Here is a 25888-nt window from a genome sequence, read left to right as displayed (position 1 = left end):
GTCACGGGCGGCCGGGCATTGACTCCAGGTAGGCGTCGCCGACCGACCTCGGCACCGCCATCAGCCACGCGTCCAGGACCAGGGGGGCCAGTTCCTCCGGCGTGAGCGCCGGCATGCGTGCGTGGACCCAGTTGTAGCGCAGGTCGGAGGCGCGGGGCAGTTGGAACTTCTCGGGCTCGGAGGCGATCAGCGACTCGCGTTCGTCCTTGGGGAAGGCGAAGCCCATGGTCGTCTCGTCCGGGGAGACCGAGGCGTACACGATCCGGCCGACCTTGAACTTGATGTACTCCCGGATCAGGTGTTCCTCGGTGCGGGGCAGGTGCAGGGCCGCCGCGCGGACGTCCTGGAGGGTGATCACACGCCCCTCCCACGATCCGGTGTGTAGTGGACCAGCTCGATCAGGAGACTGGCCGGCGCGGGGGCGTAGAGGAAGGCCACCGTCATTCCGTCGCGCGCGCCCTTGCAGGGCTCCGCGTCGACCGCCGTGAAGCCCTGGTCGCGCAGCCGGGCGGTCTCGCTCTCCAGGTCGTCGACCTCGAAGGCGATGTGGTACAGACCCGGGCCCTGGCGCTTCAGGCGCCCGCTGATGGCGGAGCGTTCCTGGGTCGGGGAGACGATCTCCACGGCCGGGTTGCCCAGGCCGCCCCCGAACTGCCAGAACTCGCAGGCCACTCCGTAGTCGTCGGCGTGCCCTTCGTCGTATTTGCGCATGCCCAGGGTGGTCATGAAGGCGGCAACACCATCGGGGTCCTCGGTGGCGAGTCCGATGTGGTCTATGCGAAGGATCACCTTGTGTCCGATCGGGTCAATGTGATGTACGCGTAGTCGTCCAGCATCTTGGAAAGCGGTCTGCCGGGACACCCGTACAAGATGGCGAGCGCCTCCTCGTCCCCTCCGCTGTCGGCGAGAACGCGCCGGGCCCAGTCCCGGTTGAGACGCTGGTGGGCGAGGTAGGCGGCGGCGTCCCGGGCTCCGTGCAGCTTCCGGGCGATGGCCTCGTCCCAGGGGACGAGGGTGTACGGGCGCAGCCCGTGGAGCAGTTTCGAGGCGGCGGTCGCACCCAGGGTCCGGGGGCGGTCCGGTGTCCCGGCGCCGAGCGCGCACAGGTCGGCGTAGCACTCGCCGAGCGGCGCGATGTCGTCGTCGGTGAGTTCGCTGAGCCGGGTGTCCGGCCCGGGCAGGAGCGCGTACCAGCGTGAGGTCCACTCGCGCAGCGCGGGGCCGAACACGTCCGTCTCGCCGGGGCGGGGATAACGGATCCTGCATCCCCAGGAGTTGAGCCACTTCAGCGCGGCGGGCGGATCGTCGTGCGCCAGCGGTTCGTACGAGGCCACCACGGGTGGTGCCGCCTGGCCGGCGTCGAGCCCGAGGAACGTGGCCACCGCTGCCCGCAGGCTCTGTGCGGTCGGCGGGGTCCGTGCGACATCCACGGTCACGGACGTCGGGTCCGTGACCGTGGGCTGCGGCTGAGGTGTCACGAGGCGGATTCCCGGGCGTCGGAGGCCGTCTCCAGCGGCGGCACGGCGGCGGCCTCGACCGGCTCGCCGGACGGGCGGCGGCGCCGGTTCAGCCGCAGGTAGAGCAGGGCGGCGCCGGCCACCGTCAGCGGCCAGAGCAGATAGAGGCCGGCCATGATCAGCAGCGCCGTGACGGCGACACACGCGCCCAGTGCGGAGGCCCGGCCCTTGGTGCCCTTCGGGAGCAGCTTCACGGCGGCGGCGACGCCGATCGCGTACACGGCCACGAACGAGCCGGTGGTGAGCAGGACCAGCGGCTCGGTGCCGAGGCCGGTGAGCACCACGGCGAACAGGGCCAGGAAGGACAGGCCGGAGACGACCGCGAGGCTGCGCCGCGGCACCTCTCCGGCGACGCTGCCCCGGGACATCCAGCTGGGCAGCGCGCCGTCACGGGCGAGGGCGGCGCCCAGGTTGGCGGCGCCGGCGTAGTAGGCGTTCATGGCGCCGGTGGTGAGCAGCAGCGCGGCGCCGGCGGCGAGATAGCGGGCGTCGCCGCCCAGGCCCGCGGCCATCAGGTCGCCGAGCGGCGCGTCCGAGTCGGAGGCCTTGTCGCCGAGGACGACGATGACGGCGAAGGCCACCAGCAGGTACAGCCCTCCGACGATCACGACGGCCGAGTAGGTGGCCCGGGGCAGGTCGCGCGCGGGGCGGCGGAACTCGCCCGCCAGGTGGGTGATCGCCTCCCAGCCCGCGAAGCTCCAGACCAGCAGCGCGGCCGCCGGCAGCACCGCGGACCAGCCGTGCGGGGCGAAGGGTTCGAGGTTGGCCGTGTCCGCCTTCGGCAGCGACAGCGCGACCGCGATCAGCAGCAGCGTGACGAGCAGACCGGCCAGCATGAACTGGAACCGCCCCGTCACCCGCAGCCCCAGGGTGTTGGCGGCGGTGACCACCACCATCAGCCCGACGGCGGTGACGGTCGTGGTGGTGGTGCCGCCGCCCACCGCGGAGGAGACGTAGGCGCCGCCGAAGAGCGCGGCCGCGGCCGCGCCGGGGGGTACGGCGAGATAGAAGCACCAGCCGACCACCGCGGAGGCCCGTTCACCGAACGCCTTCATGGCGTACGTGGAGACTCCGCCCGCGTCGGGATAGCGGGATCCCAGAGCGGCGAAGGCAGCGGCCAGCGGGGCCGACAGCACGACGAGGGCCAGCCAGGCGAGCAGCGACGCGGGGCCCGCCGCCTCGGCGGCGAGTGCCGGGAGGGCGATGACACCGGTGCCGAGCACGGCGCCCACGTACATCGCGGTGCCCTGCACCGCGCTGAGGGTTCCGCCGGAGTGTTCTGTCTTGGCTTCGCTCATGCCGGCCAGCATCGCCCGGCGGCTCTCGCGCGCGCCATCGGCAGTTTTGACAAGGTGCGCTAAATTACCGACATGCGTCCTCACGTGATCGCGATCGCCGTTACGGATGCCACACCGACGTTCGAACTGGCCGTTCCCTGCGAGGTGTTCGGGACCGACCGCACCGATCTGGTCGACCCCTGGTACGAGCTGCGGATGTGCGGGGACCCCTCCGGCCCGCTGCGCACCGCGACCGGTCTGCATGTGCACACGCCCCACAGCTTCGAGGACCTGCTCGACGCGGACACCATCCTCGTCTCGGCGTGCGCCCGGCCCGTCCAGCTCGATCCGCCGCCGCGACTGGTGGAGGTGCTGCGCGAGGCCCACGGCCTGGGCAAGAGGATCGTCTCGATCTGCACCGGTGCCTATGTCCTGGCCGCTGCGGGGCTTCTGACGGGCCGTACGGCGACGACGCACTGGATGAACGCCGGGGACTTCGCCCACCGCTTCCCCGAGGTCGACTTCGTCCCCTCCGCGCTCTACACCGACGAGGGCGACATCCTCACCTCGGCCGGCACCGGCTCCGCCATCGACCTGTGTCTGCATCTGGTGCGGCAGGACCATGGCGCGGCCGTCGCCAACGAGGTGGCCCGCCGGATGGTCGTACCGCCGCACCGGGAGGGCGGCCAGTCGCAGTACACCAAGCCGGTGGTCCGGGCGGAGACGGGCAACGATCTCGCCCCGGTCCTGCAGTGGGCGCAGGAGCGGCTGCACGAGCCGCTGACCGTCCCCCAGCTCGCGCGCGTGGCCCATCTGGGCGAGCGCACCTTCGCCCGGCGGTTCCGGGACCGGCTCGGCATCACCCCGCTGCAGTGGCTGCTGCAGCAGCGGGTCCGGCTGGCGCAGGAACTGCTGGAGACCACGGACGACGCGGTGGAACACATCGCCAAACGCACGGGATTCGGTACGGCCGCCAATCTCCGCTATCACTTCGGCCGGGTCACCACGGTGTCCCCGCAGACCTATCGGCATGTGTTCCGGCACCGTGCCGCACAGGCCCGGAAATCCGTGGAACAGACCGTTCTGACACCGTGAGCGGACCGCGTCCGTAAGGGACAACTTGCCGTCCCCGAACACCGGTTGTCCCGAGAACACCTCTTTGATTTGCTCCCTGCATGTTGCAGCGAATCGAAGCGGAACAGTTAATTCCAGGCCGGGGCCAGCCGATTCAGAACGGCTGCGTCATATTCGACGAGGAGACCATCAGCTACGCCGGTCCCGTCGCCGAAGCCCCTGACACACCGCAGGCGCAGACGGTCCGCGCCACTACCGTGATGCCCGGACTGTGGGACTGCCACGGCCACTTCATGGGGCTGCGGTCGGCCGACCTCACCCTGCTGCTCCAGGAACCGATCGCCCTGCGAGCGGCCCGGATCACCACCGATCTGCGCAACGCGCTGAACGCCGGGGTCACCTCCGTGCGCGAGACCGGCGGGCTCGGCATCCACCTGGTCCGCGCCATCGACGAGGGCACCGTCCAGGGCCCGTCGATCTACCCGGCCGGCACCACGCTGTCCACCACCGGCGGCCACGCCGACCTGCACAGCTACCCGACCTCCTGGGTGGAGGACTTCGGGCACCTCGGCGGTGAGCTGAGGCTGGCCGACGGCCCCGCGGAGTGCGCACGCGCGGCACGGGAACAGCTGCGCCGCAACGCCAAGCTCATCAAGGTCTGTGCCTCCGGCGGGGTGCTGTCCGAGGTCGACCACCCGGTCCACCAGCAGTTCACGAACGCCGAGCTGCGCGCGATCGTGGAGGTCGCCGGGATGGCCGACCGCATCGTCGCCGCGCACTGCCACGGCAAGCCCGGCATCATGGCCTCGCTGGAGGCCGGGGTCAAAACCATCGAGCACGGCACCTACATCGACGAAGAGGCCGCCGTGGCCATGCGCGAGTGCGGGGCCATCCTCGTCACGACGCGCACGATCTTCCAGGAGCTCCTCGACAACGGTCACATGCTGCCTCCGTACGCGCTGAAGAAGCTGCAGGCGACGGCCGGCCGGCACGCGGAGGCCGTCACCATCGCCCGCGAGCAGGGGGTGACCATCGCCGCGGGCACCGACATCGCGCTCACCGGCACCGAAATGCCCGACTCCTGGGGCCGCAACGGCCGGGAGCTGCCCCTGCTGGTGAAGACCGGCATGACCCCGCTGGACGCCATCGAGTCCGGCACCGCGATCGGCCCCGCCACCCTCGGACCGCAGGCCCCGCGGTCCGGCCAGCTGCGCGAGGGATACGACCCCGACGTCCTGATCCTCGACGAGGACCCGCTCGTGGACATCGAGGTCATCGCGCAGCCCGAGCACATCACCGGGGTCTGGAAGGCCGGAGTCCGGGTCAAGTGACCAGCAGAGGAGATGACATGAGCGACCTGAGCGACGCCGGCGCACCATGGCTGCTGGAGATCCGGCTGTTCACCGTGAAGCCGGGAGTACGGGAGGAGTTCCACCGGATCAGCCGGGACGGCACGATCCCGCTCATGCGCGAGTGCGGCATCACCGTGGTCGCCCACGGCCCCTCCCTGAACGACGAGGACGGCTACTACCTGCTGCGGGCCTTCCGTTCCGAGAACGAGCGCGTCGCGCTCTCGCAGTCCGTCTACGCCACCGACGTATGGCTGCGGAAGTACGACGACGTGGTGCCGGAGATGATGACGGGCTACCAGACCTCGGTGGTGCCCGTACCGCGCCCGGCTCTCGAGGAGTTCGCCCGGAGCCTGGCCATCGGCTGACCGGATACCGACGGCAGCACAACGGCCGCCGCCCCTCAGGGGGACGGCGGCCGTTCCTCGTGGGGGGATCCGGCTCAGGCGTCCGCCGGCTGCGCGGCCACCTCGTCGGTCGGCTCCGTCTTCGTCGCGGCGGGCGTGCGGATGGCGGCGACTCCCAGTCCCGCCGCGGCCAGGCCGATCACGCCGAGCAGCGGCCAGACGTCATGGCCGATCCGTACGAACAGCAGGCCGCCGAGGACCGGGCCGATGGCCGTGCCGAGCGCGTGCATGAACTGGAAGGCGCCGATGTAGCGGCTGCGCAGATGCGCCGGGCCCGCCGTCGCCGGGTGGGCGAAGACCGCGGGGCCGCCGATGATCTCACCGAGGGTCCAGACCAGCGTGGCGCCGATGATCACGGCGGCGCCCATCGGCATGCCGTACAGGGCCACACCCAGGCCGACCAGGGCGAAGGACAGCCCCACCGTGACCTTCGTCCGCCACTGCTGGGTCACCTTCGTGAGCGGGAGTTCGAAGGCGATCACCATGAAGCCGTTCAGGGAGACCGCGGCCGTGTACCAGAACAGGTCGAGGTCGTGGGCCTCCACGTCCAGCGGCAGCGTCGAGAGGTACTGCACGTAGATGATCGCGTTGAACAGGGTGGCCGTCAGATACAGCACATAGCGGCGGTCGCCGAGCATCGCCCGGTAGCCCCCGGCCGTGCTCTCCTCCTCGGCTTGGGCCGGCTCGGTCGGGTCCGTCGTGACCCGCCTGGGCAGGACGGCGGCCGCGACGACGGCGTAGGCCAGCGCGATCACCGCCTCGCCCCAGAACAGCAGGGTGTAGTTCTCCCCGTCGAGGTGGTAGAGCCCGAGGCCGACCATCGGCGCCAGCATGGCGCCCACGTTCAGGCACCACCGGTACATGCCGAAGACCACGACCTGGCTGCTCCCCGAGGTGAGTTCGGAGAGCAGGGAGGCGGCCGCCGGGCGGTAGAGCTGGGCCATGAGGCTGGCCAGGACGATCGCCACGACCAGCGTCGGATAGCTGGGCAGGTAGAGCAGCGCCGCGGTGAGCACCGCGGTGCCGCCCATGCCCAGGATCGTCGCGGTGCGGGCCCCGAGCCGGTCCGCGAGGGTGCCGCCGAGCAGTACGCCTGCCACGCCGCCCGCCCCGTAGGCGCCCAGCGCGTAGGACGCCTCGGTGTCGGAGTAACCGCGGTAGGTCAGGTAGAGCACGATGAAGACGTTGAGGAATCCGCCGAGCTTGCTCAGCAGCACGCCCGCGAGGATGGTCTTCACCGCCGCCGACGAATCCCGGAACGTGGCCCAGATCGCCACGCTCTTGTCCTTCTTCTCCTCAGTTGCCATGCACGTTCACTCTTCTCTCGCATGGGTGGCGTCTTGATCGCTGCGCACGTCCAGTGCCGACTCGGCGGCGTCGAGCGCCCCGCCGCACTCCTCGATGGACTCCCCGGTGGCGATGGCGAAGGCGATCCGCCCCCACACCGTGCCCTTCGGCGGCGGGGACACGACGGCACCGGGCCTGGCCACGGCCACCAACTGCTCGACCGCGGGGGGCAGTCCCGTCTCCCGGAAGGAGACGGAGTCGATACGGGTGTCGTCGTGCTCGACGTAGAAGAAGCGGATGCCCGCGACCCGCCGGTGGGACGGGGCGGTGTCGGGGGTGATGCCGCAGGCGGCGCGCGCCGCGGCCAGCCCTGGGTCGATGCCCGTGGCCAGCATGCCCAGATAGGGGATCATGTCGCCGCCGAGCCTGCCGTTGACCTCGATCAGGCGCGGGCCGGCGGCGGTCAGCATGAACTCGCTGTGGGTCCAGCCGTCCCGGAAGCCCAGCGCGGTGTGGGTGTCCTGCAGGGCGTCCAGCAACTGCGGGTCGGTGAGCAGCGGATCGTCCCCGTCGACGAAGTGGCCGATCTCCTCCGCGTACGGCGGGTAGCCCACGATCTTGCGGCCCACGAACAGCGGTATCGCCTTGCCGTCCTGGACGACCGCGTCGACGCTGATCTCCTCGCCGGTCACCAACTCCTCGACCAGGACCGGCTGATCGGTGCTGTAGCGCAGCGGCTCGGGGTCGGGGCCCTTCGTGCCGGCGGTGAACGGGAACCTGTCCGCGAGCCGGGCCGCGTCCTCGACGCGGACGACGCCGAGGCTGGCGCCGAGTCCGCGCGGCTTGAGGATCGCGGGGTATCCGACCCGGTCGGCCGCGGCCAGGGCCTCGTCCAGCGTCTTGACCGCCACGGAGCGGGGCTGGGCGACACCGGCCTCGTCCAGGGCGGCCCGGGTCTGGCCCTTGTCGCGCAGCCGCCAGATGACGTCCGGCTCGCCGTTGCGCAGGCCGAGCGCCTCGGCGACGTAGGAGGTGGCGTGGATGCGTCCCTCGTCCCAGCACAGGACCCCGGCGACGGGCGTGACCGCGTGCAGTTCACGGGCCGCGCGGGCCATCGCCGGGCCGTCCAGGGTGCTGGGCAGGACCGTCCAGCCGGAGATGTACTCCTTCTCCCAGGTGGGCTCGTCCACATGGAAGAGGTGGAGGTCGAACTCGGTGCGAATGGAGCGCAGCAGATACTCGCGATACGTCCGGATGCCCGTCGCCACCACGAGCAGCAGCGGCCGCTGTCCCGTCGCCTTCGGTACTTCTCTCATGTCACCTTTCCCTTCGGGAAGTTGGGGTGGCCGAGCGCACACGGAGGTGGACGGGTCGGCCTCACGGTAGTGCCGGATCACCGGGGGAAATCCGGAGCGTCGGTAATTCAGTGCGAATGCGTCAGGAATTCGACTCCAGCGCCGGACCGCCGGCCATCACGCGCTCGCGCACCCGCTCCTCGCTGGTGATGGGCATGCGCCGCACGGACATGCGCAGCAGTGGCGCGGCCATCACGGAGGTCACGATCGCCACCAGGACGATGATCGTGTACATCTCGGTGGTCAGGATCCCCAGCCGCAGCCCGACCATCGCGATGATCACCTCGATCACCCCGCGGGAGTTCATCCCGGCGCCGAGCGCGAGGGCCTCCCAGTGGCCGAGCCGGCCGGCCCTGGCCCCCGCGTAGGCCCCGGCGAACTTGCCGGCGATGGCGACGAACAGCACGAGCACGGCCGAGCCGGCGACCTCTGGACGGGCCATGGCGGTCAGGTCGATCCGCAGCCCGGCGGTCGCGAAGAACAGCGGGGCGAGGACGGTGACGGCGACCACCCGCAGCGGGGCCATCCGCTCGCGGTCCATCTCTCCGGAGGAGGCGATCAGGACCCCGACGAGGAAGGCACCGATGATCGCCTCCATGCGAAGCGCGTGGCTGGCCACGGCCCCCAGGACGATCAGCACGGTGCACACGGCGGGCACCGACTCGCCGTTGCCGGACCGGCCGGCCCACCGCAGCACGCGGCGGACCAGCGGCCGGCCCACGAACCAGGCGCAGGCGAGGAGCCCGATCAGGTTCACCACGGACCAGACGATGTCCGGGCCGTGCACGCCGGTGGTGGCCATCGCCGAGACGACGGACAGCAGGAGCCAGCCCGCGATGTCGTCCACCACGGACGCGCCGACGATCAACTGGCCTATGTTGCGGTGCAGCAAGCCCATGTCGAGCAGCGTCTTGGCGATGACCGGAAGCGCGCTGACGCAGAGCGCGACACCGGCGAACATGGCGAAGACGGTACGGTCCACGCCGTCGACGAGCAGGGCGGCCGGGATCGCCATGGCGACCGCGAGACCCCCGGCGAAGGGCACCACGAGGCCGCCGGTGCTCACCAGGACGGCGGCCCTGCCCTTTCTGCGGACCAGCCCGAGGTCGATGTTCATGCCGGTGATGCCCACCAGCAGCAGCACCCCGAGCTGACCCGCCGCGTCGAGCAGGTGCATGGACTCGGGCTGCGGCGGCAGCAGCCAGGCCGCGAAGTCGGGGGCCAGCGGGGTGAGCAGGGACGGACCCAGCACCACACCCGCGCAGAGCTCACCGACGATGGAGGGCATGCCGAGCCGCTGCGCGAGCCGGCCCAGGAGCACGGCCGTTCCCAGCAGGACCCCGATCTGCAGCAGGAACATCAGCAGTGCGTGGGAGCCCAGGGGCGCTACGGGAGTGGCGGACAGGTTCACGTCACACGTCCTCGCGGTAGTACCAGTTCTCTGGGTTGATCATCCCGAAGGGGTTCACGGGCCCGAATCCCCCTAGGCTGTCGGCCACTTCGAAGAGCCGGATGGGGAAGTTGGGCGTGAAGATGACCGGCACCTGCTCGGCGATGAAGTCCTGGTAGGTGTAGAGCGCCTCCAGGTCGTCGGAGGTGACGGACGCCTCGATGAGCCGGTCCGCCCGGGGGTCGCTGTAGTGGCCGAAGTTGCCGCCCGCGCCGGTCTGGAAGAGGATCTCGCCGCTCGGGTAGTGGTAGGCCCAGCCGCCGTTCCAGCAGGTCATCTCCCACAGACAGTCCGGCCCGGCGGCGCAGGGCGCGTCCTCGGCGACGAGCACCGAGCCGTACACCTCCTCCATCCGCAGCTCGATCCCGGCGGCAGCCGCGTCCTTGCGGTACTTCTCCATCAGCCGGGTCAGCGCCGGGCGTCCCTCCACATATCGCAGCGAGAAGCTCAGCTTGGTGCCCGCGGGGATGCCCTCGCCGGCCTGGCCGGGCCCGGTGCCGGGGTTCACGCAGACGGCCGGAGTGGTGCTGGTGTCCCAGCCGTTGGCCGCCAGGAGCTCACGGGCACGGTCGACGTCGAAGGGCAGCGGCCAGGCTCCCTCGCGCTGGCGCGGGGAGACGAGGTCGGTGGCCGGGACCATCGGCACGGGGCCGTTCTGCCGGTAGGCGTACCCCTGGTAGATGTCGCGTACGGCGGAGTCCTGGTCGAGCGTGCTCTGCAGCGCCTGCCGGAAGTAGGTCTGCCGGAAGATCTTCGCGGCGACCGTGGGGTTGTTGTAGTTGAGGCAGAAGTAGCGGATGCAGAAGGCGACCTGCGGCACCAGCGTGTAGTTGTCCGCCAGCGGGTTGGGCCCGCCCACGGTGGGGTCGGTGGCCGGCTCCGAAGCGAAGCTCAGCGGCAGGTAGCCGACCTGGATGCCGCCCTCGGCGTCCGGGCCGGCCTTGAGCATCTCGTACTCTTCGTCGTCCGAGAACGTCGGCACCTGGCGGAACTCGTCCAGGTAGGGCTTGTTGGGCCCGGAGTAGTGCTCGTTGGGCACGAAGGTGACCAGCCCTTCGAGCGTGTAGCTCTTCAGCCGCCAGGGGCCGCTGACCACGCTCCAGACGGGGCTGTCGGCCCACCGGGTGCGGTGTGCGTTGCCCTCGTCGATGATGTCGCCCTGTTCCGCCATCAGATAGTCGTAGACGGCGGGTACGTCGGCCACGCCGCCCGACGCGTTCGCGGGCCCCTCGGTGGTGCGGTCCCATGCCTTGGGGAGCGGGGTGATGGTGCTGAGCTGGTTCATCAGCACCCACTTCTTCGAGTAGGCCTTGTCGAAGGTGAAGTAGACGGTGTCCTCGGCGAGTTTGCCGTACGAGGTCAGGTTGTCGGGGAAGTAGCCCGGCACGTACTCGCCGTACCGGTCGCCCTTGACCTTCATCAGGTTCACCCAGAACAGGACGTTGTCCGCGCACAGGGTCTCGCCGTTGGACCACTTCCACGGCTTGACCTTGACCGTGACGGTCAGTCCGTCCTCGCTCCACTGCGGCGGTTCGCCGATGCTCTGGTCGTAGTCCACGTCCGGGGTGCCCCGGCTGCCGAAGTAGTACAGCGGCCGGTACATCAGCATCTGGAACTCGTAGATGTTGCGGGTCCCCATCCGCTCGGCCGGCGTGAAGGGGAAGATCACCGCGGGCGGGAACCCGGGCGCGCACGCCCAGGTCACCGTGCCGCCCTTCCTGGGGGTGGACGACGGGGTGGACGGCGGGGTGGACGACGTCATCACTTGACCTCCTTCAGATACGAGACGCCCTTCGCGGCGTGGGCTCCGAAGCGCTCCCACTCCTCGCGCAGATCGATGCCGCCGTCCTCGCGGAGCTCCGGAGTACTGCGGCAGCGGCCGGACACGACCTCGCCGTCGTCCAGGACCATGGAGTACGCGAAGTCCAGCGAGCCGTCGGGGCCGCAGACCCCGGTCAGGGAGCCGCGGCGGGCCCTGCCGCCGGAGAAGGAGCCCCACAGCAGGTCGCCGTCCTGCCGGTAGACCGCGGTACGGCCCTGGGCGTCGGCCTCGGCGGGGCGGAAGCGGCGTCCGTCGTAATTGATCATGCGTCGGCCCCCGGCACCCGGTCGCGGATCTCGAGCGTGCAGCACTTGGAGCTGCCGCCGGACTTGAGCAGCTCGGACAGGTCCACGCCGATCGGCACGAAGCCGCGGGCCCAGAGCTCGTCGATGAGGTGGGCGGCCTGCTCGGGCAGCAGCACATGCCGGCCGTCCGACACGGCGTTCAGGCCGAACACCGCCGCGTCGTCCTCGGTGGCCTCGATCGCGTCCGGATACAGCTCCCGCAGGGTCCGGCGGCTCTCGGCGGTGAAGGCCGCCGGGTAGTACATGATCTCCTCGTGGTCGAGCACGGCCAGGGCGGTGTCGAGGTGGTAGAAGCGCGGGTCGACGAGGTCCAGGGTCACCACCGGCAGGCCCAGGAAGCGCTCCGCCTCCGCGTGCGAGCGCCGGTCGGTGCGGAATCCGGTGCCGGCCAGGATCCGGTCCCCGGTGACGAGGTAGTCGCCCTCGCCCTCGTTGACGTGGTCGCCGTCGTGGACCTCGTAGCCGTGCTCACGGAACCAGGCGGCATACGCCGGGCCCTCGTCGGCGCGCTGTTCGTGCCGGAACCGGGCGGCCAGCACCTGGCCGTCGACGACGGTGGCCCCGTTGGCCGCGAAGACCATGTCGGGCAGGCCGGGGACCGGGTCGATCAGCTCGACCTCGTGGCCGAGGCCCAGGTAGAGGCTGCGCAGCCGCTCCCACTGGGCGACGGCCAGCGCCGCGTCGGTGGGCTTCTCCGGCTCCATCCAGGGGTTGATGGAGTAGACGACGTCGAAGTGGACCGGCGAGCACATCAGATAGCGCCGGGGCCGCACCGTCCGAACCGGGCGGCCGCCCTCGACCGCGGTGTTCCGGCGTGCGGACGTGGTGTCTTGCTGCACTGTCGATTCTCCTTGCGCGAAGTGGGCGGGAGGCGTCGGGCGGTGCGGGTTCAGGAGGCCGTGGCGGCGTCGTGGAGCGCCGGCGTCTGCTGCCGGAACGTCACCTTGATCCGGGAGGCGAAGTCGTTCATCGTGCGGAACGCCTCCTCCTCGGAGGCTCCGGTCGTCCCCAGGAAGCCGAGGATCGTGTTGCCGTCCGGAGGGCGGCGGATCACATCGCCCGGCCGGGCGGTGATCTTGAGCAGGAAGACCTTGTCCGACTCGGCGACCTCCGCCGGCACGTCGACCCGCTCGACCACGCCCGCCTCGCTGATCAGGCACATGGCGGTGATGTGGATCCCGGTCGGGCGGAAGTGCCGCACGTCGGGGCGCACTCCGCGACCGATGTCCACCACGGCCTTGATGGGGTCGTGGTCGGCCGTCTTGCGCGCGATGAGGTCCAGGCCCCCGCCGCCGACGCGGGCGGCGATCTCCAGCAGATGCGGTTCGCCGTCGTGGAACCGGACCTCGGCGTGCATGACGCTGCGCCGCAGCCCCTGGGCGTGCGCCCCGGCCCGGACGGCCCGGTGCACCTTCTCGATGTCCTCGGGCCCCAGCGAGGTCGGCGCGTGATGGACGTCGTCGTCGAAGGTGCCGCCCTCGGCGGTGATGCGGTCCACGACCGAGCCGAGGTAGACGTCGTCGTCCCAGACGACGGCCTCCATCAGGAACTCTCGGCCGTCCAGGAAGGACTCGACGAGCAGCCCGTTCGGCCCGAGTTCCACGCCTTCGGCCTCGGAGTTGACCCAGAACAGGTCACGGATGCCCTCGGCGGCCTGGGCGTGCCGCAGCGCCATCTCCTCGGGACCGTCGACCCGGAAGACGAAGTGGCTGCCCGCGCCCAGGGTCGGCTTGAGGATGACCGGGTAGCCGAAGTCGGCCGCGGCCTGAAGCGCGTCGTCCAGGCTCTCCACCAGCCGGAACGAGGGGATCGGGGCGCCCGCCCGCTCATAGGCCTGCCGCATCAGGTACTTGTTCCTGCTGCACACCGCAGCCGGCACACCGATGCCCGGCAGGCCCAGCGCGTCGGCGACGGCGGCGACGGTGATGACGGAGGACTCGGAGAAGGTGATCACCCCGTCGAAACGTTCCTCCGCATGCCATTCCCGGGCCAGGGCGACGATGTCGTCGATCTTCCGGGAACCGGCCGTGCGATAGCGGTCGGCCCGCCAGAAGTCGTCCGTCCCCTCCCCGTTGAGCACATGGAGGTCGACGCCCAGGTCCTCCACCTGCCGGTAGCGGCCGTGGTAGTAGGTCAGGTACTGCACCGTCTCCAGCGTGAGCAGCTTCATGCCGCCACCTCCGTGCCTGCGGCGCCGGTCCGCGCGGCCTGCGGCAGCCGGGGCAGGGCGAACGGCGTGATCTTCTCGGGCTGTTCGAGGTCCAGGGCGAGGTCCACGCCCACGTCCGTCGCCTCGGCGGCGGCGTCGATGAGCAGCGGGGCGGCGCAGGCCAGCAGCGCCCGCACCTGCAGCAGCAGATCCCCGGCGGCGAGGGCGTCGTCCCCGTGACGCAGGTCCAGGGCCGCCGCCGCCAGCCGGTCGAGCGCGGCGACGATGTTCTCGGCGGTCCGGCCCAGGTTGAAGCCGTCCAGTTCATAGGTGAGACGGAACCGCTCGATGAGCGCGGCGGCCCGGTCCCGGCCCACCGCGGTGGTCGGCAGCGGGCTCGCCGCACCGGCCGGAGCGATGGCGGACAGCGCGTCCGCGAGGCGGTTCCACGGCCCGGTCAGCCGTCGCCCGGTCACCTCGGTGAGGGCGGCGGTGCTGAAGTTGGTGCGCTGGAACTCCGGTGCGGTCAGCGCCAGGTAGAAGCGGACGAGGTCCCTCGGCACCTCCGCCAGCAGGTCCGCCGACCAGATCAGATGGTTGCGGCTGGTGGAGAACTTCTCGCCCTCCAGGTCGTAGAACTCGTTGCTGATGTTGGCCTCGGGCAGCACATAGCGGTCGCCGTGCGCCATCAGCAGGACGAGGTCCAGCAGACCCCAGTGGTAGACATTGTCGAAGCCGTGGAAGTACACGAGCTCCGTCCCGCTGTCGGCCCGCCAGAGCTCGTCGACGGCCTCGGTGCGCTCACCGCGCCGGTCGGCGGACCACCAGGTGCTGTACATGACCGCCGGCATGGCCTCCACCCACGGGTACAGGATCTGCCCCGGCGTCTCGGGGAAGGGTGCCGCCATGCCCCAGTCGCCGGGCACGGTCACCGGTATCTCCGGCAGGGGGCGGGCCAGCAACTCCCTTATGAGCTGGGCGGCGTGCGGGCGCCATCGTCCGAGCCGCTCGGCGAAGTAGGCGGTCAGCCGCTCCCGGTACTCCTCCATGGGCAGCACCAGAATGGTGACCTCGCGGGTGGTCACCGGGGAGTCCGGCTCCAGCACCGAGCGCGCCCCGAGCAGTTCGTCGCCGTTGTTGGGGTGCCCGCATCCCTCGCAGACGCCGCCGGCGCTGCCGGTCAGACAGACCGGGCAGCTGCCGCTCATCAGGCCGTCGTACAGATACCGGCCCGACTCCTGCGCGTACGGCAGCCGTACCGTGCGCTCGCGCAACCGGTCCCTCTCGTGCAGGCGGGTGAAGAACTCCAGCACCGTCGCGCGGTACCGGTCGTCGATCGGCGGCAGCCCTTCCATCGACAGGCCCATCGCGGCGATGGTCCGCTCGATCTTCGCGGTGGACGTGGCGCACAACTCCTCGGAGGACACCCCGAGTCGGCGGGCCGTGGTGGTGACGTAGGTCTGGCTGTCGTCCGTGCAGGTCGTGTAGATCACGTCCCGTCCGTCGGCGGCCAGATAGCGGCTGTAGACATCGCCCGCGAGATACGGGCCGGCCATGTGGCCGATGTGCAGGTCCCCGTTGGGGGTGGGGGTCGCCGCGACGACGACGGCGCGGCGCCGGCTGCGCTCGCTCATGTCGTCTCCTCCTGGTGCCGGGCGGAGAACCGCTCCGCCAGCTCCGCGTCCCACCAGACCGCGTACATCTGGAAGTCGGCGTCCGATTCGTTGACGACCTGGTGCCGGGTGCCGGGGCGGAAGTGGACGACGTCACCGGCGGTGAACGGCACCTTCCTGCCCTCGCTGAGGATCGCCGCCGCACCGGTCATCGCGATCCAGACCTCGTACTCGTGGTGGCTGTGCGGGCCGGAAGCCGCGCCCGGCGGCACGACGCACCAGGAGCCCTCGAAGGGCGCGTTCAGGGCCGGCCAGGGGAACAGGCGCTGGGCGCGCAGTCCGTTGTCCGGTGCGAGGTTGTCCCGGTCGAGCTCTCGGATTTCCATGTGTGTCTCCTCTGCCGCTGGGGTGCGCTGACGGGTTCGGCCGGCCCCGCTCACAGGGCCTTGGCGAGCAGGGCCTCGTCGGACGCGGCGCCGCGGCGGGCCAGCAGGTCGGTCACGATGTCCTGGGAGCGACTGGCGAGCACGCTGAGCAAGGAGTCGGCGATGCCGTGGGTGGCCTCGTTGACGCCCTGGAGATAGCAGTTGGCGGTGTACGACTCGGGCAGCCGCATCCGGTAGTTACGGTCGACGGCGGCCTCGCCGGTGCCGGTCGTGGCGGCCAGCGCGCGCACCATGGCGGGCATGTCCCGCACGAAGCCGGTGCCGAGCAGCACGAGGTCGCAGCGCAGTTCGGTCCGCTCGCCCGACCTGCGGTCGACGGTGTCGAGGACGACCTCGTCGCCGTCCATGCGGGCCCCCGCCACATCGGTCAGGGTGAGCATCCGCAGCCGCTCGGTGCCCTGGAGCCGCTCCTGGTACATCTCGCGGTAGAGCGTCTCCAGCATGGCGGGGGCGAGCCCCGCGTAGTTGGTGACGTGCATTTCGCTGAGCACCTGGCGGCGGGTCTCGGACCGCGTCGCGTAGAAGTCGTCGATGAAGGACGGATAGAACAGCTCGTTGGTGAACTTGCTGGTCTGGTAGGCGTTCAGGCCGATCGAGCGCATCAGCATCGTGCACTGCGCCTCGGGGAAACGCTGGTACGCGGCCCACAGCAGCTCCGCGGCGCTCTGCGCGCCCCCGATCACCACGATCCGGCGCACCTCACGCGGGTCGAGCGACTCGATCCGGTGCGAGTACCGCGTGCTGTGGATGACGCGCCGCTCGGGCAGTGCGGTGAGCTCGGCGGGCACGAACGCGTCCCGGCCGGCGCCGATCACCAGATTCCGGCTGGAGATCACGGCGCCGTCGGCGGTGCGCGCCAGCCAGTGGGAGACCTCACCGCCGCGGGACGGACCGGGCTCGATCGACACGCACCGGCGCCCGTACTCGACCTGCACCTCGCGCAGCGAGGAGGCCACCCACTGCAGATAGCCGGAGATCTCCGAGCGGTACGGCGTGAAGGTGCCGAGGTTGATGAACTCGTCGAGCCTGCCGATCGAGTGCAGATAGTTCACGAAGGAGTACTCACTGCGCGGGTTGCGCAGCGTCACCAGGTCCTTGAGGAACGAGACCTGGCTCTGGGTCCACGGCAGCAGCATGCCCCGCTGCCACACGGTGTCGTCGTGCTGCTCGATGATCAGCGTGCCCGCCGCGAGCTCCTTGGGGGCCAGCTCCTCCAGCGCTATACCGAGCGCGAGGTTGGCCGGGCCGGCGCCGATGGCGAGGACTTCGACTTCCTGGTGCCGCAATTGGTCCCTCCCTGAATTCATTAGAATTTCTCGACCAGCGCGACCATGTCGGTCACGGTGTAGGCGGCATGAAAGGACCGCAGGTCCAGATCGACGGCGAACTGCTTCTCCAGGCGCACCAGGGCTTCCATCGAATTCATGCTGTCCCACCCGAGCGCCGCCAGTGCCGTGTCCGCGGGGATGTCCGCGGGGTCCGCGCCCAGCACATCGGCGATGATTTCCCTCACCGACTCCTCGATCGAAACCGAATCACTCATGCGGGGATCCATTCCTTTCGTTCAGTGCGATCCATTCCGGTGCGATCTCTCTCGCGGTGGCCGCGTCGCGGGTGAAGACCTCCGTGTCCGGCTCCTGCGGGGAGTCGGCCCGGGTGAATCCGGCGCCGGTCCAGAAGTCCGCGGCCACGCCGTTGCGGTCGGAGCGCCGGTAGTGCCCCTCGACGGTCGGCGCACCGGCCCGTGCGGCCTCGCCGGCCAGCCATCCGAGGGCCGCCCGTTCCACGCCGCGGCTGAGCACGCGGCAGCTCAGGACGAGGTTGAGGACCCGCCATGCCTCGGGGGTGCGCTCCACCCACAGGGCGCCGACGATGCCCTCGTCACCGAAGCGGTCGGTGACCGACACCGACAGCACCAGATGGCCGGCTTCCTCGCTCATGCGCCGGGTGGCCGCCTCGTCGTAGCGGATCCCGGTGAGGTTGAACTGGTTGGTGCGGGCGGCGAGCTGGGAGATCCGGCCGATCGTGTACTCGGTCGCGGGCGTCACCTCGACCTTCAGGTCCAGCGCCCGCAGGAAGTCCTCCGAGGAGTCGAACCCGGCCGAGAAGTCCCCGCGCAGCGCTCGGTTCCGGTACAGCTCGGGGCGCTTGCGGTCGGTGTCGGTGAGCGACATGACGTCGAACCAGCCGTGCCGGACCAGCGAGTCCACCAGGTACGCGGGGTCACCGGCGGCGGAGACCACCGCGACCTCCGGCAGTTCGTCCGCGACCTGCGCCCGCTCGAAGTCGGAGTCGTCCATGAAGACGAACGACTCGGTCGACAGGGACAGTGCCTCGGCGGCCCGGCGCAGATTGCCCGCCTTGGCCGACCAGTCGACCATCCGCGCGGAGAACGCCTCGGGCCGCAGCACCATGTCCGGATGCTCGGTGAGGACCCGGTCCACCTGGTCCTGGTCGTTCTTGCTGGCCAGGACCAGGATGACGCCCTGCTCGCGCAGCCTTGCCACCGTGCGCTGCAGCTCCGTGTAGCAGTTGCCCGGGTAGAGGCCGCCCAGCTGCACGCCCTGGGCACCGACCTCCCCGAGCACACCGCCCCACAGGGTGTTGTCCAGGTCGAGGGCGAGGACCTTGCGGGACAGACCCGAGCGGGCCTGCGCGACCCGGCGGACGAGCCGGGCCAGCAGCAGCAACGCGCCGTCGCCGTACGGCAGATCGCCGTACCGGTGCAGCCGTACGTCACACGCCTGGACGGGTGCCTCGGCCAGCTCGCCGAGCAGGTCCACGGCGACCACCTGGGCGTGCTCCTCGGCGAGGGCGAGGAGGGCCGCGTTCAGCCGGTACCAGGAGCGGACCACCTGGGCCCGGGCGTGCACGCTGATGATCCCGTCGCGGACCTGCGCGGGCAGCGGGACGGTGTGGACGACGACGGTGGCGGCCGTGTGGTTCAGGGCGCCGGCCAGCAGGGTGCGGAACTCCTCCAGGCGTGCCTCGACGTACTTCTCCAGCACGTCCGGTTCGGCGGCGCCGAAGTCGCCGGGCACAAAGTACCCGGAGTCCATCAGCACGGCGATCAGGCCGGGGTCGCCGTCCCGGGTGAACGATCCGGTGGCCAGGGTCATGTCGAAGGTGCCGTAGTCCGCGGTGCGTACCGCGGGCAGGAGTCCGGCGCCCACCAACTGGGCCCGCAGCAGCGGCTCGAACGGGCCGACGGTGCAGGTGGCCAGCACGGCCACCTCGACCTCGCGGGGCCGTTCCCCGTCCACGACCAGGTTCTTCAGGATCCGGCCGGCCTGCCGGGCCAGGGCCGGGTCGTCGCTCTCCAGCAGTGCCCTGCGGGTGCGGGGGTCGGGCATACGTCGTTCCCGTACGGCCGCACGCAGCACGGCCGTCGGGTTCTCACTCTCGCTCACGGTGCGGTGCCTTCCTGTCGGACACGGGTCAGGCGCGGACGAGGGTGCAGTACCAGCGCATCCCGATGGAGATCCCGGTCAGCGCGACCAGGTCGCCGGGCGCGATCACGCCCTGTTCGGTCAGCTCGCCGAGCGCGGTGAGCTGGTCGGCGGAGCCCATGTGCCCGTGTGCCCTGGCCAGTTCGGCGCTGGTGTGCGCCAGCGGGATGCCGAGCGGTTCGGCGAGGTCGGCGATGCCGTCCGGGTCGTTGATGTAGATGAGGTGCTTCACCTCGTCGCGGCCGACGCCAGCCCGCTTGCACGCCCCGTCGACGACGTCGACGATCCGGGTGACGGCCGCCTGGCCGAACTCGCGCAGCCGGGCGGGGTCCTTCCGGAAGTGCTCCTGCACCCGCACATGCCCGGCCGGAGCGGTCTTGCTGGACCAGCCCTGCGGGGGCAGGGGTGCGACCGCGCCGCCGTAGTCGGTACGGAACCAGTCGCACAGGTCCGTGATCGTGAACTGCTCGGTGGCCAGCCAGGCATTGCGCTGGTGGCCGCGCCGCAGGACCGCGGCCACGGCGCCGTCGCTGTGCACCGCGTTGTTGACCGTCATGCGGTTGCGGTGGAATTCACTGACCCGGTTCACCGCGACGAACAGCACGGTGTCGATCTCCGGCTGTACGGCGAGGACCCCGGCCACAATGCCCAGTCCGGTGACGCCGGAGGCGCAGCCCTCGTTCAGCAGCAGGGTCTGCCGGCTCTCCATCTTCAGGGCCCGGCCCAGCGCCGCCGACCCGTCCCAGTGGGGGTATTCGGGGTGCTCGGAGGTGGCCAGCACCAGCAGGTCGACGTCGTCGGCGTCGACTCCGGTGCGGGACAGGGCGTCGTGTGCGGCCTGGGCCGCCAGATCGGTCGTGGTGATGTCGTCGGGGGCCCGGTGAAAGGTGTGGTAACCCCACCGCACAATGCGCTCCGGATCGGGGACATAGGTTCCCGCTACTTCTTCGACATTCTGGTCCGCTCCGAATGAGTAACCGAAACCAGTAATTCCGAAGCCATGCGGAAGCTGCGCCATTGAAGTCTCTCTCTCGCTGCGGTTCCTGAGGCCGCGTGAAATCTTCGCCGGTCTGGTTGGCCGAATCAACCGCCGTTGGCCTGGGGCGAGTTGAACGAGAAATTAGATGTTGAACGCGTATGGAAAAAGGCGAAGTTGAACGCGCACAAAAAAGAGTGCGGGCCGGGAGATATCCCGGCCCGCACTCATCGAAAAAAGCCTCAGAGCCGTGTACGGCCGTCAGGCCAGCAACGCCGCGGCCGCCTTTCTGCTCGCGGAGACCACGGTCTTCGCCGCGCCTCCGCTGCCACCGGTGAAGGTGTGCAGTCCTGGTCCGAGGGAGCGCAGCGCGAGGCCCGCCGGATCGTGATAGCAGTCGCAGGAGGCGACGGTGCGGTCCACGGCGACCGAGACGCCGAACACCCGTCGGGCGCTCTCGGCCACCCGCTGCGCCAGCGCCCCGTCCGGTGTCACCGAGTCCGGGTCGACTCCCCATCGGTCGCACGGCAGACCGAGCAGGAAGGCGCCGTCCGCGCAGGGCCGGCCGTAGAGCCCGGAGTTCTCGTCCACGAAGGGCCCGAGCCCGTCCAGCGCCGCCGCGCACAGGCTGTACTGGATGTGCTTGGTCCGCAGACCCGCCACCGGCAGCCCGCTGCGGGCCAGCAGCCCCGGTGTCCAGGCACCCGCCGCGACGACCACCCGGTCGTAGCGCAGGACGCGGCCGTCCGCCGTCCGCACCGCCGGGTCCTGGGTCACCGCGTCCACCGCCGCCGAGTGGACGGTGACCCCCTCCGCGGCCGCCGCCCCGAGTGCCGCCGTGCGCAGCCGGTGCGGGGAGATATGACCGGCGTGCCGCTCCACCACGGCGACGGAGTCGGCGGGAAGGGTGCGGAAGGGAAACTCACGGACCACCTTGTCCCGGCCGACCACCTCGGCCGAGCCCGGCAGATAGGCGTCGACGACCTCGGCCGGCTCTTTCACGGAAGCAACGCCCGGCAGGACGTACAGCGCTCCGGTCTCCCGGTACCCGGACCACTCGCGCAGGACGTCGCTGCTCCTGATCTCGGCGAGGCTCTCGGCCGCCGGCCCGGTCGCCTCCACGGTGGGCTCGAACGCCCGGACCAGCCCGCCGGAGACCCTCGACGCGTCCGCCCGGCCGCCGGTGCCCTCGGTGAACAGATCCACCGACGCCCCGCCCGGTGCCCGCACGGTCCGCCAGGCGAGCAGGGCGCCCGCGACCCCGCCGCCGACGATCGCGACCCTCACGCCGGCGTCACCGTTCATCCGCCCATGCCGCCCGCGCCGCGACCACCCGCCGCAGATCGTGGGTGTGGTCCGCGCCCCGGCGGCGCAGCGTCACCGGAAGTCCGTCGAGCGCGAGCATCCGCTTCGCCGACGCGAGGGCCCCGGAGGTGGCGGCGTGGCGCGGGTAGAGGAAGCGGAGCAGCAGATCCAGCACCAGGTCCCCGCGGATGCGAGCGGCGGCCGGCATGTCCTTGAAGAACCGGTCGACGTACGGCTCCGTCAGTGCGGTCTGCTCGGGCTGCCAGAACCCCTCGGCCAGGGACCACAGTTCGTAGTTGGACAGGTCCGTGCCCCGCATGATCGAGGCCCACGCCGCCTCCTTGGCGGTCGCGTGGGGCAGCGCCGCCCGGCACTTCGCCGCGAACTGCTCGGCGACGGCGCCCGGTCCGGCCGTCAGGGCCGCGGCGATGTCGGTCTCGTCCAGTCCGCCGAGCACGGCGAGCCGGTAGCGGGTGCGCCAGCTGATGTCGGTGTCGAGGGTCAGTCCCGGGGGCAGCGCGTCGCCGGCCAGCCAGCCCGACAGCTCCATGGTGTCCGCGGTGAAGTCGATCAGACCGCGGAAGAGGGTGATCAGCCGCTCGTCGTCCGCGTCGGTGCGGGCGAGCCGTTCGCGCAGGGCCTGGGCGATCCGGGCCATCGCCGCGGGCCGCTCCTCCGGCGCGAGGAAACGGTCGGCGACGTCGTGCCGGGCCTGTTCGAGGACCTCGGTCAGGATCGACAGCTCGGTCTCCTGCCGGACCATCCCGCTCACCAGGGCCAGATGCGCGGAGGCGGGGTACGTCCCGTCCTGGACGCCCAGCAGCAGGGCGCACCACACCATCGCCCGGTTCAGCGGGGACAGCCGGTGCAGCGTGTCGGGCAGCGCGGCCAGCGAGCCGGGGTCGAACCCGATCTTGGCGTAGGTCAGGTCACCGTCGTTCAGGAGGAGGAACCTCGGCGCCGGGCGGCCCACGAGCTCCGGCAGTTCGGTGCGCTCGCCGTCGATCCGGACCCGGACGGTGGTGCTGTCGTCCTCGTAGTAGAGGCCCACGTCCATGGTGTGTGTGCGCAGGACCGGATGGGTGTCGGGGGCGCCCTGGAGGACGGCGGCCCGGGTGATACGCCCGTCGGCGACGGCGATCTCGGGCGTGAGCGTGTTGACGTTGGCCGAGTGCAGCCACTTCTCGGCCCAGTCGGTCAGATCGGTGCCGGCCGCCTCGCTCATCGCGGCGAGGAAGTCGGCGAAGGTCGCCGTGGAGTAGGCGTGCCGGTCGAAGTAGGTCCGCAGTCCGGCGCGCAGGGCCTCGTCGCCCACATGCGCGGCGAGCTGCCGCAGGGCCGAGTGCCCCTTGAAGTACGAGATCCGGTCCAACTCCAGCTGCACGGTGCGCACATCGGGGCCCTCGATGCTGACCGGGTGGGTGGAGGGACGCTGGTCGGGCAGGTACGCCTGGCCCTTGCGGCGGGCGGCGAACGTGGTGGGCGGCCCCGGGAACCTGGTCACCTCGCTGGTGACGCGGTGGGCCATGTAGTCGGCGAGCGACTGGCCCAGCCACAGGTCGTTCCACCAGGCGTTGGTCACCAGCCCGGCGAGCCAGAGCAGCGAGATGCCGTGGGCGAGGACGACGGCCCTGGTCTCGCGCTCGCTGTCGGTGGCGGCCGAGCTGAACAGGTACTGCTCGCGCAGCAGCACGCAGCCCGGGTGGTCTAGCGAGAGAACGCCGAACTCGGGCGCGAAGACCTGGTCGAGCTTCGCGAAGGGGTGCTCGACGCCGAAGAGTTCGGTGTACGCGTCCAGACACTGGGCCGTGATCTCGAAGATCTCGTCGATGTCGGTCTTCAGCGAGTCCGCGAGCGAGGCCCGGCAGTGCAGCCCGAGGGGTATGCCGTGGTGCTCGGTCCGGAAGGAGGCGTACGGACCGGCGACGAGCGCGATCAGGTAGGTGGCCAGGGCCGGCGACTCGGTCAGCCTCCAGCGGCCGGGTCCGGTCCGCACGGCCTCGCTGTTGCCGAGCACCTGCCACGTCTCGGGGACCGACAGCTCGAACTCGTACGGGGCCTTCAGGTCGGGCTGGTCGAAACAGGCGAAGACGCGTGGTGCGTTGTCGACGTAGACGAAGGAATATACGTAGGTCTCGCCGTCGGCGGGATCGACATAGCGGTGGAGCCCTTCGCACTCATTCGAGTAACTCATGTCGGCCACCACGACGACTTCGTTCTCCGTACCGAGACCGGTAATCGGGAAACGGCCGTCCTCCCCTGCCTCGGCATCCAGTACCCGGCCATTCAGCGTGATCGAGCGGAGCACCTTCGGCGCAATGTCCAAGAAGGTTTCCGCCCCGGGCTCGCGCGCGTCGAAGCGGATTGTCGTCGTCGAGCGAAACGTGTCCGATCCGGTTGTCAGATCGAGGTCGACAGAATAGGAGCGGACCTGGAGCAGGGAACCGCGTTCCGCTGCTTCCTCACGGGTCAGACTTGGCATACGACCTTCCTTTCGCGAGAGGCCAACGAATCGTCGTACGAAGCGGTTTCAGCGTCAAGGAGAGCATAGGAATGCCGGTGGCCGGGAACCTATTCGGTGCCCGGCCACCGGCATTGACTTCATGCCCGGATCACACCTCTTGCCGTTGACCTTCGAGCTCTCTCGCTATATGGAGCCAGATTTCCCCGCAGGAACGCGCGACGGCCGCGATCTCATTGACCCAGTGCGGGGGTACTCCCTCGACGCCCGCGACCACGTCCTTGGTGTCGATCGTGTGCGTGTCGTACCAGCGGAACAGGGACCTGCCGGACTCCGAGTACCGCAGCAGCGGGTCCTGCAGAAGCTTCGAGCGCAGCGCCGACCAGTCGGCGGGGCCGAACACGGCCGGCCTCTGGCGGGAGGGCGAGGGCTGATCATCGATCACGCGATCGACGGGCGGATCGGGCTTGCCCTCCTCACCCGGCCCGGCGTCCTTCCCGGACGGACGCAGCTTCGGGGGGAGCGGGTCGACCCCCCGTTGGATGCGCTGGCGGACATCCCGCGCCGTGGCGACCGAAACCCCTGCCTGACGTGCCACTTCCCGCAGGGGCATCTCCGGGTAGGCCGTGACGACCTCGCTGGCCCGCAGCCGTCCCTGGCTGTAGTTGACCGGTCGGTACCTGCCATCCCGACCCAAACGTACGTTCAACTGCGGCGAGTTCACAGTTGAACGCTCCATGATCGCCCTGCGCAGGGTGGCCACGGTTCTCGCGGCCAGGCCGGTCACCGCCGCGACGGCCCGGTCGGACCAGTGGGGCTGCGCCGTGAGCACCCGGCGCGCGGCCGCCTCACGGTCCGCCCGCGAAAGCGGCAGACCGTGTGCGACATTCTCCTGAACCGCGATGAGAAAGCTCAGTTCCTCGGGGCCTTCGAAGAACCGGACTCCAATGGTCTCCTGGCCTTTTATCAACGCCGCCATGAGCCGATGCGAGCCATCGATGACGCGCATAGACCTACGGTGCACGATTATCGGCGGCAGCGAGTGCTCGACATCCGCAAGAGTCTGGGCATGTGACTGATCCTCTCCCTCCAGACGAGGAGAGTCACCGGGCAGGATCGACTTTATCGGAACTGATTCGACCGAACTCAACTCGACGGATAAGCCATGGCGCACTTCGAGCAGTTCACCGGAAATCTCAGAGTCATCTTCTTCGAGCTCTTCCGCAGCAAGCACATCCCCCGTGTAATCCATTCAAGAATCCCCTCCTGAGAAATCGCAACGCTCCCACCTGCGCTGTTCCTAGGAATACGGATCTCACTCGCCGTGCCACTTCTCTTTTGTCGTGAAGCAGAACATCAAGAATGCCGCCGGACTGTCGAGCAGGTTACGTCAGCGTGTGCTTGCTGTCACCTGTTACACATCACGCCGCGTGGCGGACGGGACTGCGCAACTCGGCGCACCCGGATTATTTCCTTCGGGCGGGGGTGATGACTTTGCACAAGCGAGTGCCCGGCGGTCGGCGCGGCCTCCACCGACAGCGAAGCGGGGGGGGCCCTCGCCGGGGGGGACCCCTCCCCTTTTTTTTCCTGCCCCCCCCCCCCCCCCCCAACCCCCCCACGGAAACTCCCCCCCCCCAACCCCACCC

General features: G+C 70.2%; 23 protein-coding genes. 3 read left to right on the top strand and 20 right to left on the bottom strand.

From position 1 onward, the window contains the following. Position 1 precedes the first annotated feature (1 nt). From ACFQ6S_RS22595 to ACFQ6S_RS22580, 4 genes are read right to left on the bottom strand one after another with little or no spacing between them, the layout of a single operon-like run. Positions 2-358: an MmcQ/YjbR family DNA-binding protein gene (locus ACFQ6S_RS22595; RefSeq protein ID WP_383412526.1), complete on the bottom strand. Its 357-nt coding sequence runs from the start codon at positions 356-358 to the stop codon at positions 2-4. Then, a complete protein-coding gene (locus ACFQ6S_RS22590; protein WP_383412523.1) occupies positions 355-789 on the bottom strand; it encodes a VOC family protein in 435 nt (144 codons plus the stop codon). Before ACFQ6S_RS22590 ends, ACFQ6S_RS22595 begins: the two co-directional genes overlap by 4 nt. Further along, positions 786-1478 carry a hypothetical protein gene (locus ACFQ6S_RS22585; RefSeq protein WP_383412521.1) on the bottom strand — a complete coding sequence of 231 codons (693 nt, stop codon included), beginning with the start codon at positions 1476-1478 and terminating at the stop codon, positions 786-788. Before ACFQ6S_RS22585 ends, ACFQ6S_RS22590 begins: the two co-directional genes overlap by 4 nt. After that, positions 1475-2815: an APC family permease gene (locus ACFQ6S_RS22580; RefSeq protein ID WP_383412519.1), complete on the bottom strand. Its 1341-nt coding sequence runs from the start codon at positions 2813-2815 to the stop codon at positions 1475-1477. Before ACFQ6S_RS22580 ends, ACFQ6S_RS22585 begins: the two co-directional genes overlap by 4 nt. A 72-nt stretch (positions 2816-2887) precedes the next feature. On the opposite strand from ACFQ6S_RS22580, the gene ACFQ6S_RS22575 reads away from it, so the two are divergent. From ACFQ6S_RS22575 to ACFQ6S_RS22565, 3 genes are all read left to right on the top strand, one after another. Continuing rightward, positions 2888-3889 (top strand): GlxA family transcriptional regulator, encoded by a 1002-nt coding sequence (locus ACFQ6S_RS22575; RefSeq protein WP_383412516.1) that lies wholly within the window; start codon positions 2888-2890, stop codon positions 3887-3889. A gap of 80 nt (positions 3890-3969) precedes the next feature. Further along, positions 3970-5199 (top strand): amidohydrolase family protein, encoded by a 1230-nt coding sequence (locus tag ACFQ6S_RS22570; protein ID WP_383412513.1) that lies wholly within the window; start codon positions 3970-3972, stop codon positions 5197-5199. A gap of 17 nt (positions 5200-5216) precedes the next feature. After that, complete coding sequence (locus ACFQ6S_RS22565; protein WP_383412511.1) at positions 5217-5585, top strand: hypothetical protein; 369 nt, start codon at positions 5217-5219, stop codon at positions 5583-5585. Between the two features lie 74 nt (positions 5586-5659). Here ACFQ6S_RS22565 and ACFQ6S_RS22560 read toward each other — a convergent pair whose 3' ends face one another. The 16 genes from ACFQ6S_RS22560 to ACFQ6S_RS22485 form a co-directional block, all read right to left on the bottom strand. Beyond that, positions 5660-6931: an MFS transporter gene (locus ACFQ6S_RS22560; RefSeq protein ID WP_383412509.1), complete on the bottom strand. Its 1272-nt coding sequence runs from the start codon at positions 6929-6931 to the stop codon at positions 5660-5662. 6 nt (positions 6932-6937) lie between these two features. After that, positions 6938-8227, bottom strand: coding sequence for an ATP-grasp domain-containing protein (locus tag ACFQ6S_RS22555; protein WP_383412506.1), 1290 nt, complete (start codon positions 8225-8227; stop codon positions 6938-6940). Positions 8228-8348: 121 nt separating this feature from the next. Then, positions 8349-9677: a cation:proton antiporter gene (locus ACFQ6S_RS22550; protein WP_383412503.1), complete on the bottom strand. Its 1329-nt coding sequence runs from the start codon at positions 9675-9677 to the stop codon at positions 8349-8351. Position 9678: 1 nt separating this feature from the next. Next, complete coding sequence (locus ACFQ6S_RS22545; RefSeq protein WP_383412501.1) at positions 9679-11478, bottom strand: ABC transporter substrate-binding protein; 1800 nt, start codon at positions 11476-11478, stop codon at positions 9679-9681. After that, on the bottom strand, positions 11478-11804 hold the full coding sequence (locus ACFQ6S_RS22540; protein WP_383412498.1) for a hypothetical protein: 327 nt from the start codon (positions 11802-11804) through the stop codon (positions 11478-11480). The genes ACFQ6S_RS22545 and ACFQ6S_RS22540 overlap by 1 nt, the downstream gene beginning before the upstream one ends. Further along, positions 11801-12682, bottom strand: a complete 882-nt coding sequence (ddaH, locus tag ACFQ6S_RS22535; RefSeq protein WP_383412495.1) for a dimethylargininase — start codon at positions 12680-12682, stop codon at positions 11801-11803. The genes ACFQ6S_RS22540 and ddaH overlap by 4 nt, the downstream gene beginning before the upstream one ends. A 50-nt stretch (positions 12683-12732) precedes the next feature. Beyond that, the gene (locus ACFQ6S_RS22530) at positions 12733-14013 is read right to left on the bottom strand and encodes an ATP-grasp domain-containing protein (protein WP_383412492.1); all 1281 of its coding nucleotides are present in this window, start codon (positions 14011-14013) and stop codon (positions 12733-12735) included. Next, complete coding sequence (locus tag ACFQ6S_RS22525) at positions 14010-15626, bottom strand: class I tRNA ligase family protein (protein ID WP_383412489.1); 1617 nt, start codon at positions 15624-15626, stop codon at positions 14010-14012. Before ACFQ6S_RS22525 ends, ACFQ6S_RS22530 begins: the two co-directional genes overlap by 4 nt. Then, positions 15623-15991, bottom strand: a complete 369-nt coding sequence (locus ACFQ6S_RS22520) for a cupin domain-containing protein (protein WP_383412486.1) — start codon at positions 15989-15991, stop codon at positions 15623-15625. Before ACFQ6S_RS22520 ends, ACFQ6S_RS22525 begins: the two co-directional genes overlap by 4 nt. Positions 15992-16041: 50 nt before the next feature. Next, complete coding sequence (locus tag ACFQ6S_RS22515) at positions 16042-17337, bottom strand: lysine N(6)-hydroxylase/L-ornithine N(5)-oxygenase family protein (RefSeq protein ID WP_383412483.1); 1296 nt, start codon at positions 17335-17337, stop codon at positions 16042-16044. Positions 17338-17357: 20 nt separating this feature from the next. After that, a complete protein-coding gene (locus ACFQ6S_RS22510; RefSeq protein ID WP_383412480.1) occupies positions 17358-17594 on the bottom strand; it encodes an acyl carrier protein in 237 nt (78 codons plus the stop codon). Beyond that, on the bottom strand, positions 17587-19461 hold the full coding sequence (locus ACFQ6S_RS22505; protein ID WP_383412477.1) for an HAD-IIIC family phosphatase: 1875 nt from the start codon (positions 19459-19461) through the stop codon (positions 17587-17589). Before ACFQ6S_RS22505 ends, ACFQ6S_RS22510 begins: the two co-directional genes overlap by 8 nt. A 28-nt stretch (positions 19462-19489) precedes the next feature. Continuing rightward, positions 19490-20407, bottom strand: a complete 918-nt coding sequence (locus ACFQ6S_RS22500; protein ID WP_383412474.1) for a 3-oxoacyl-ACP synthase III family protein — start codon at positions 20405-20407, stop codon at positions 19490-19492. A gap of 330 nt (positions 20408-20737) precedes the next feature. Beyond that, positions 20738-21763 carry an NAD(P)/FAD-dependent oxidoreductase gene (locus ACFQ6S_RS22495; protein WP_383412471.1) on the bottom strand — a complete coding sequence of 342 codons (1026 nt, stop codon included), beginning with the start codon at positions 21761-21763 and terminating at the stop codon, positions 20738-20740. A gap of 7 nt (positions 21764-21770) precedes the next feature. Continuing rightward, entirely contained in the window at positions 21771-24263 is a 2493-nt protein-coding gene (pepN, locus tag ACFQ6S_RS22490) for an aminopeptidase N (protein ID WP_383412469.1), read from the bottom strand. Positions 24264-24393: 130 nt separating this feature from the next. Next, the gene (locus tag ACFQ6S_RS22485; RefSeq protein WP_383412466.1) at positions 24394-25494 is read right to left on the bottom strand and encodes a ParB/RepB/Spo0J family partition protein; all 1101 of its coding nucleotides are present in this window, start codon (positions 25492-25494) and stop codon (positions 24394-24396) included. Positions 25495-25888 lie beyond the last annotated feature (394 nt).

The organism is Streptomyces sp. NPDC056479 (assembly GCF_042795335.1).
GTDB lineage: Bacteria > Actinomycetota > Actinomycetes > Streptomycetales > Streptomycetaceae > Streptomyces.
Note: the sequence above shows the minus strand (reverse complement) of the source record. Positions and strands in the feature narration are given on the sequence as shown.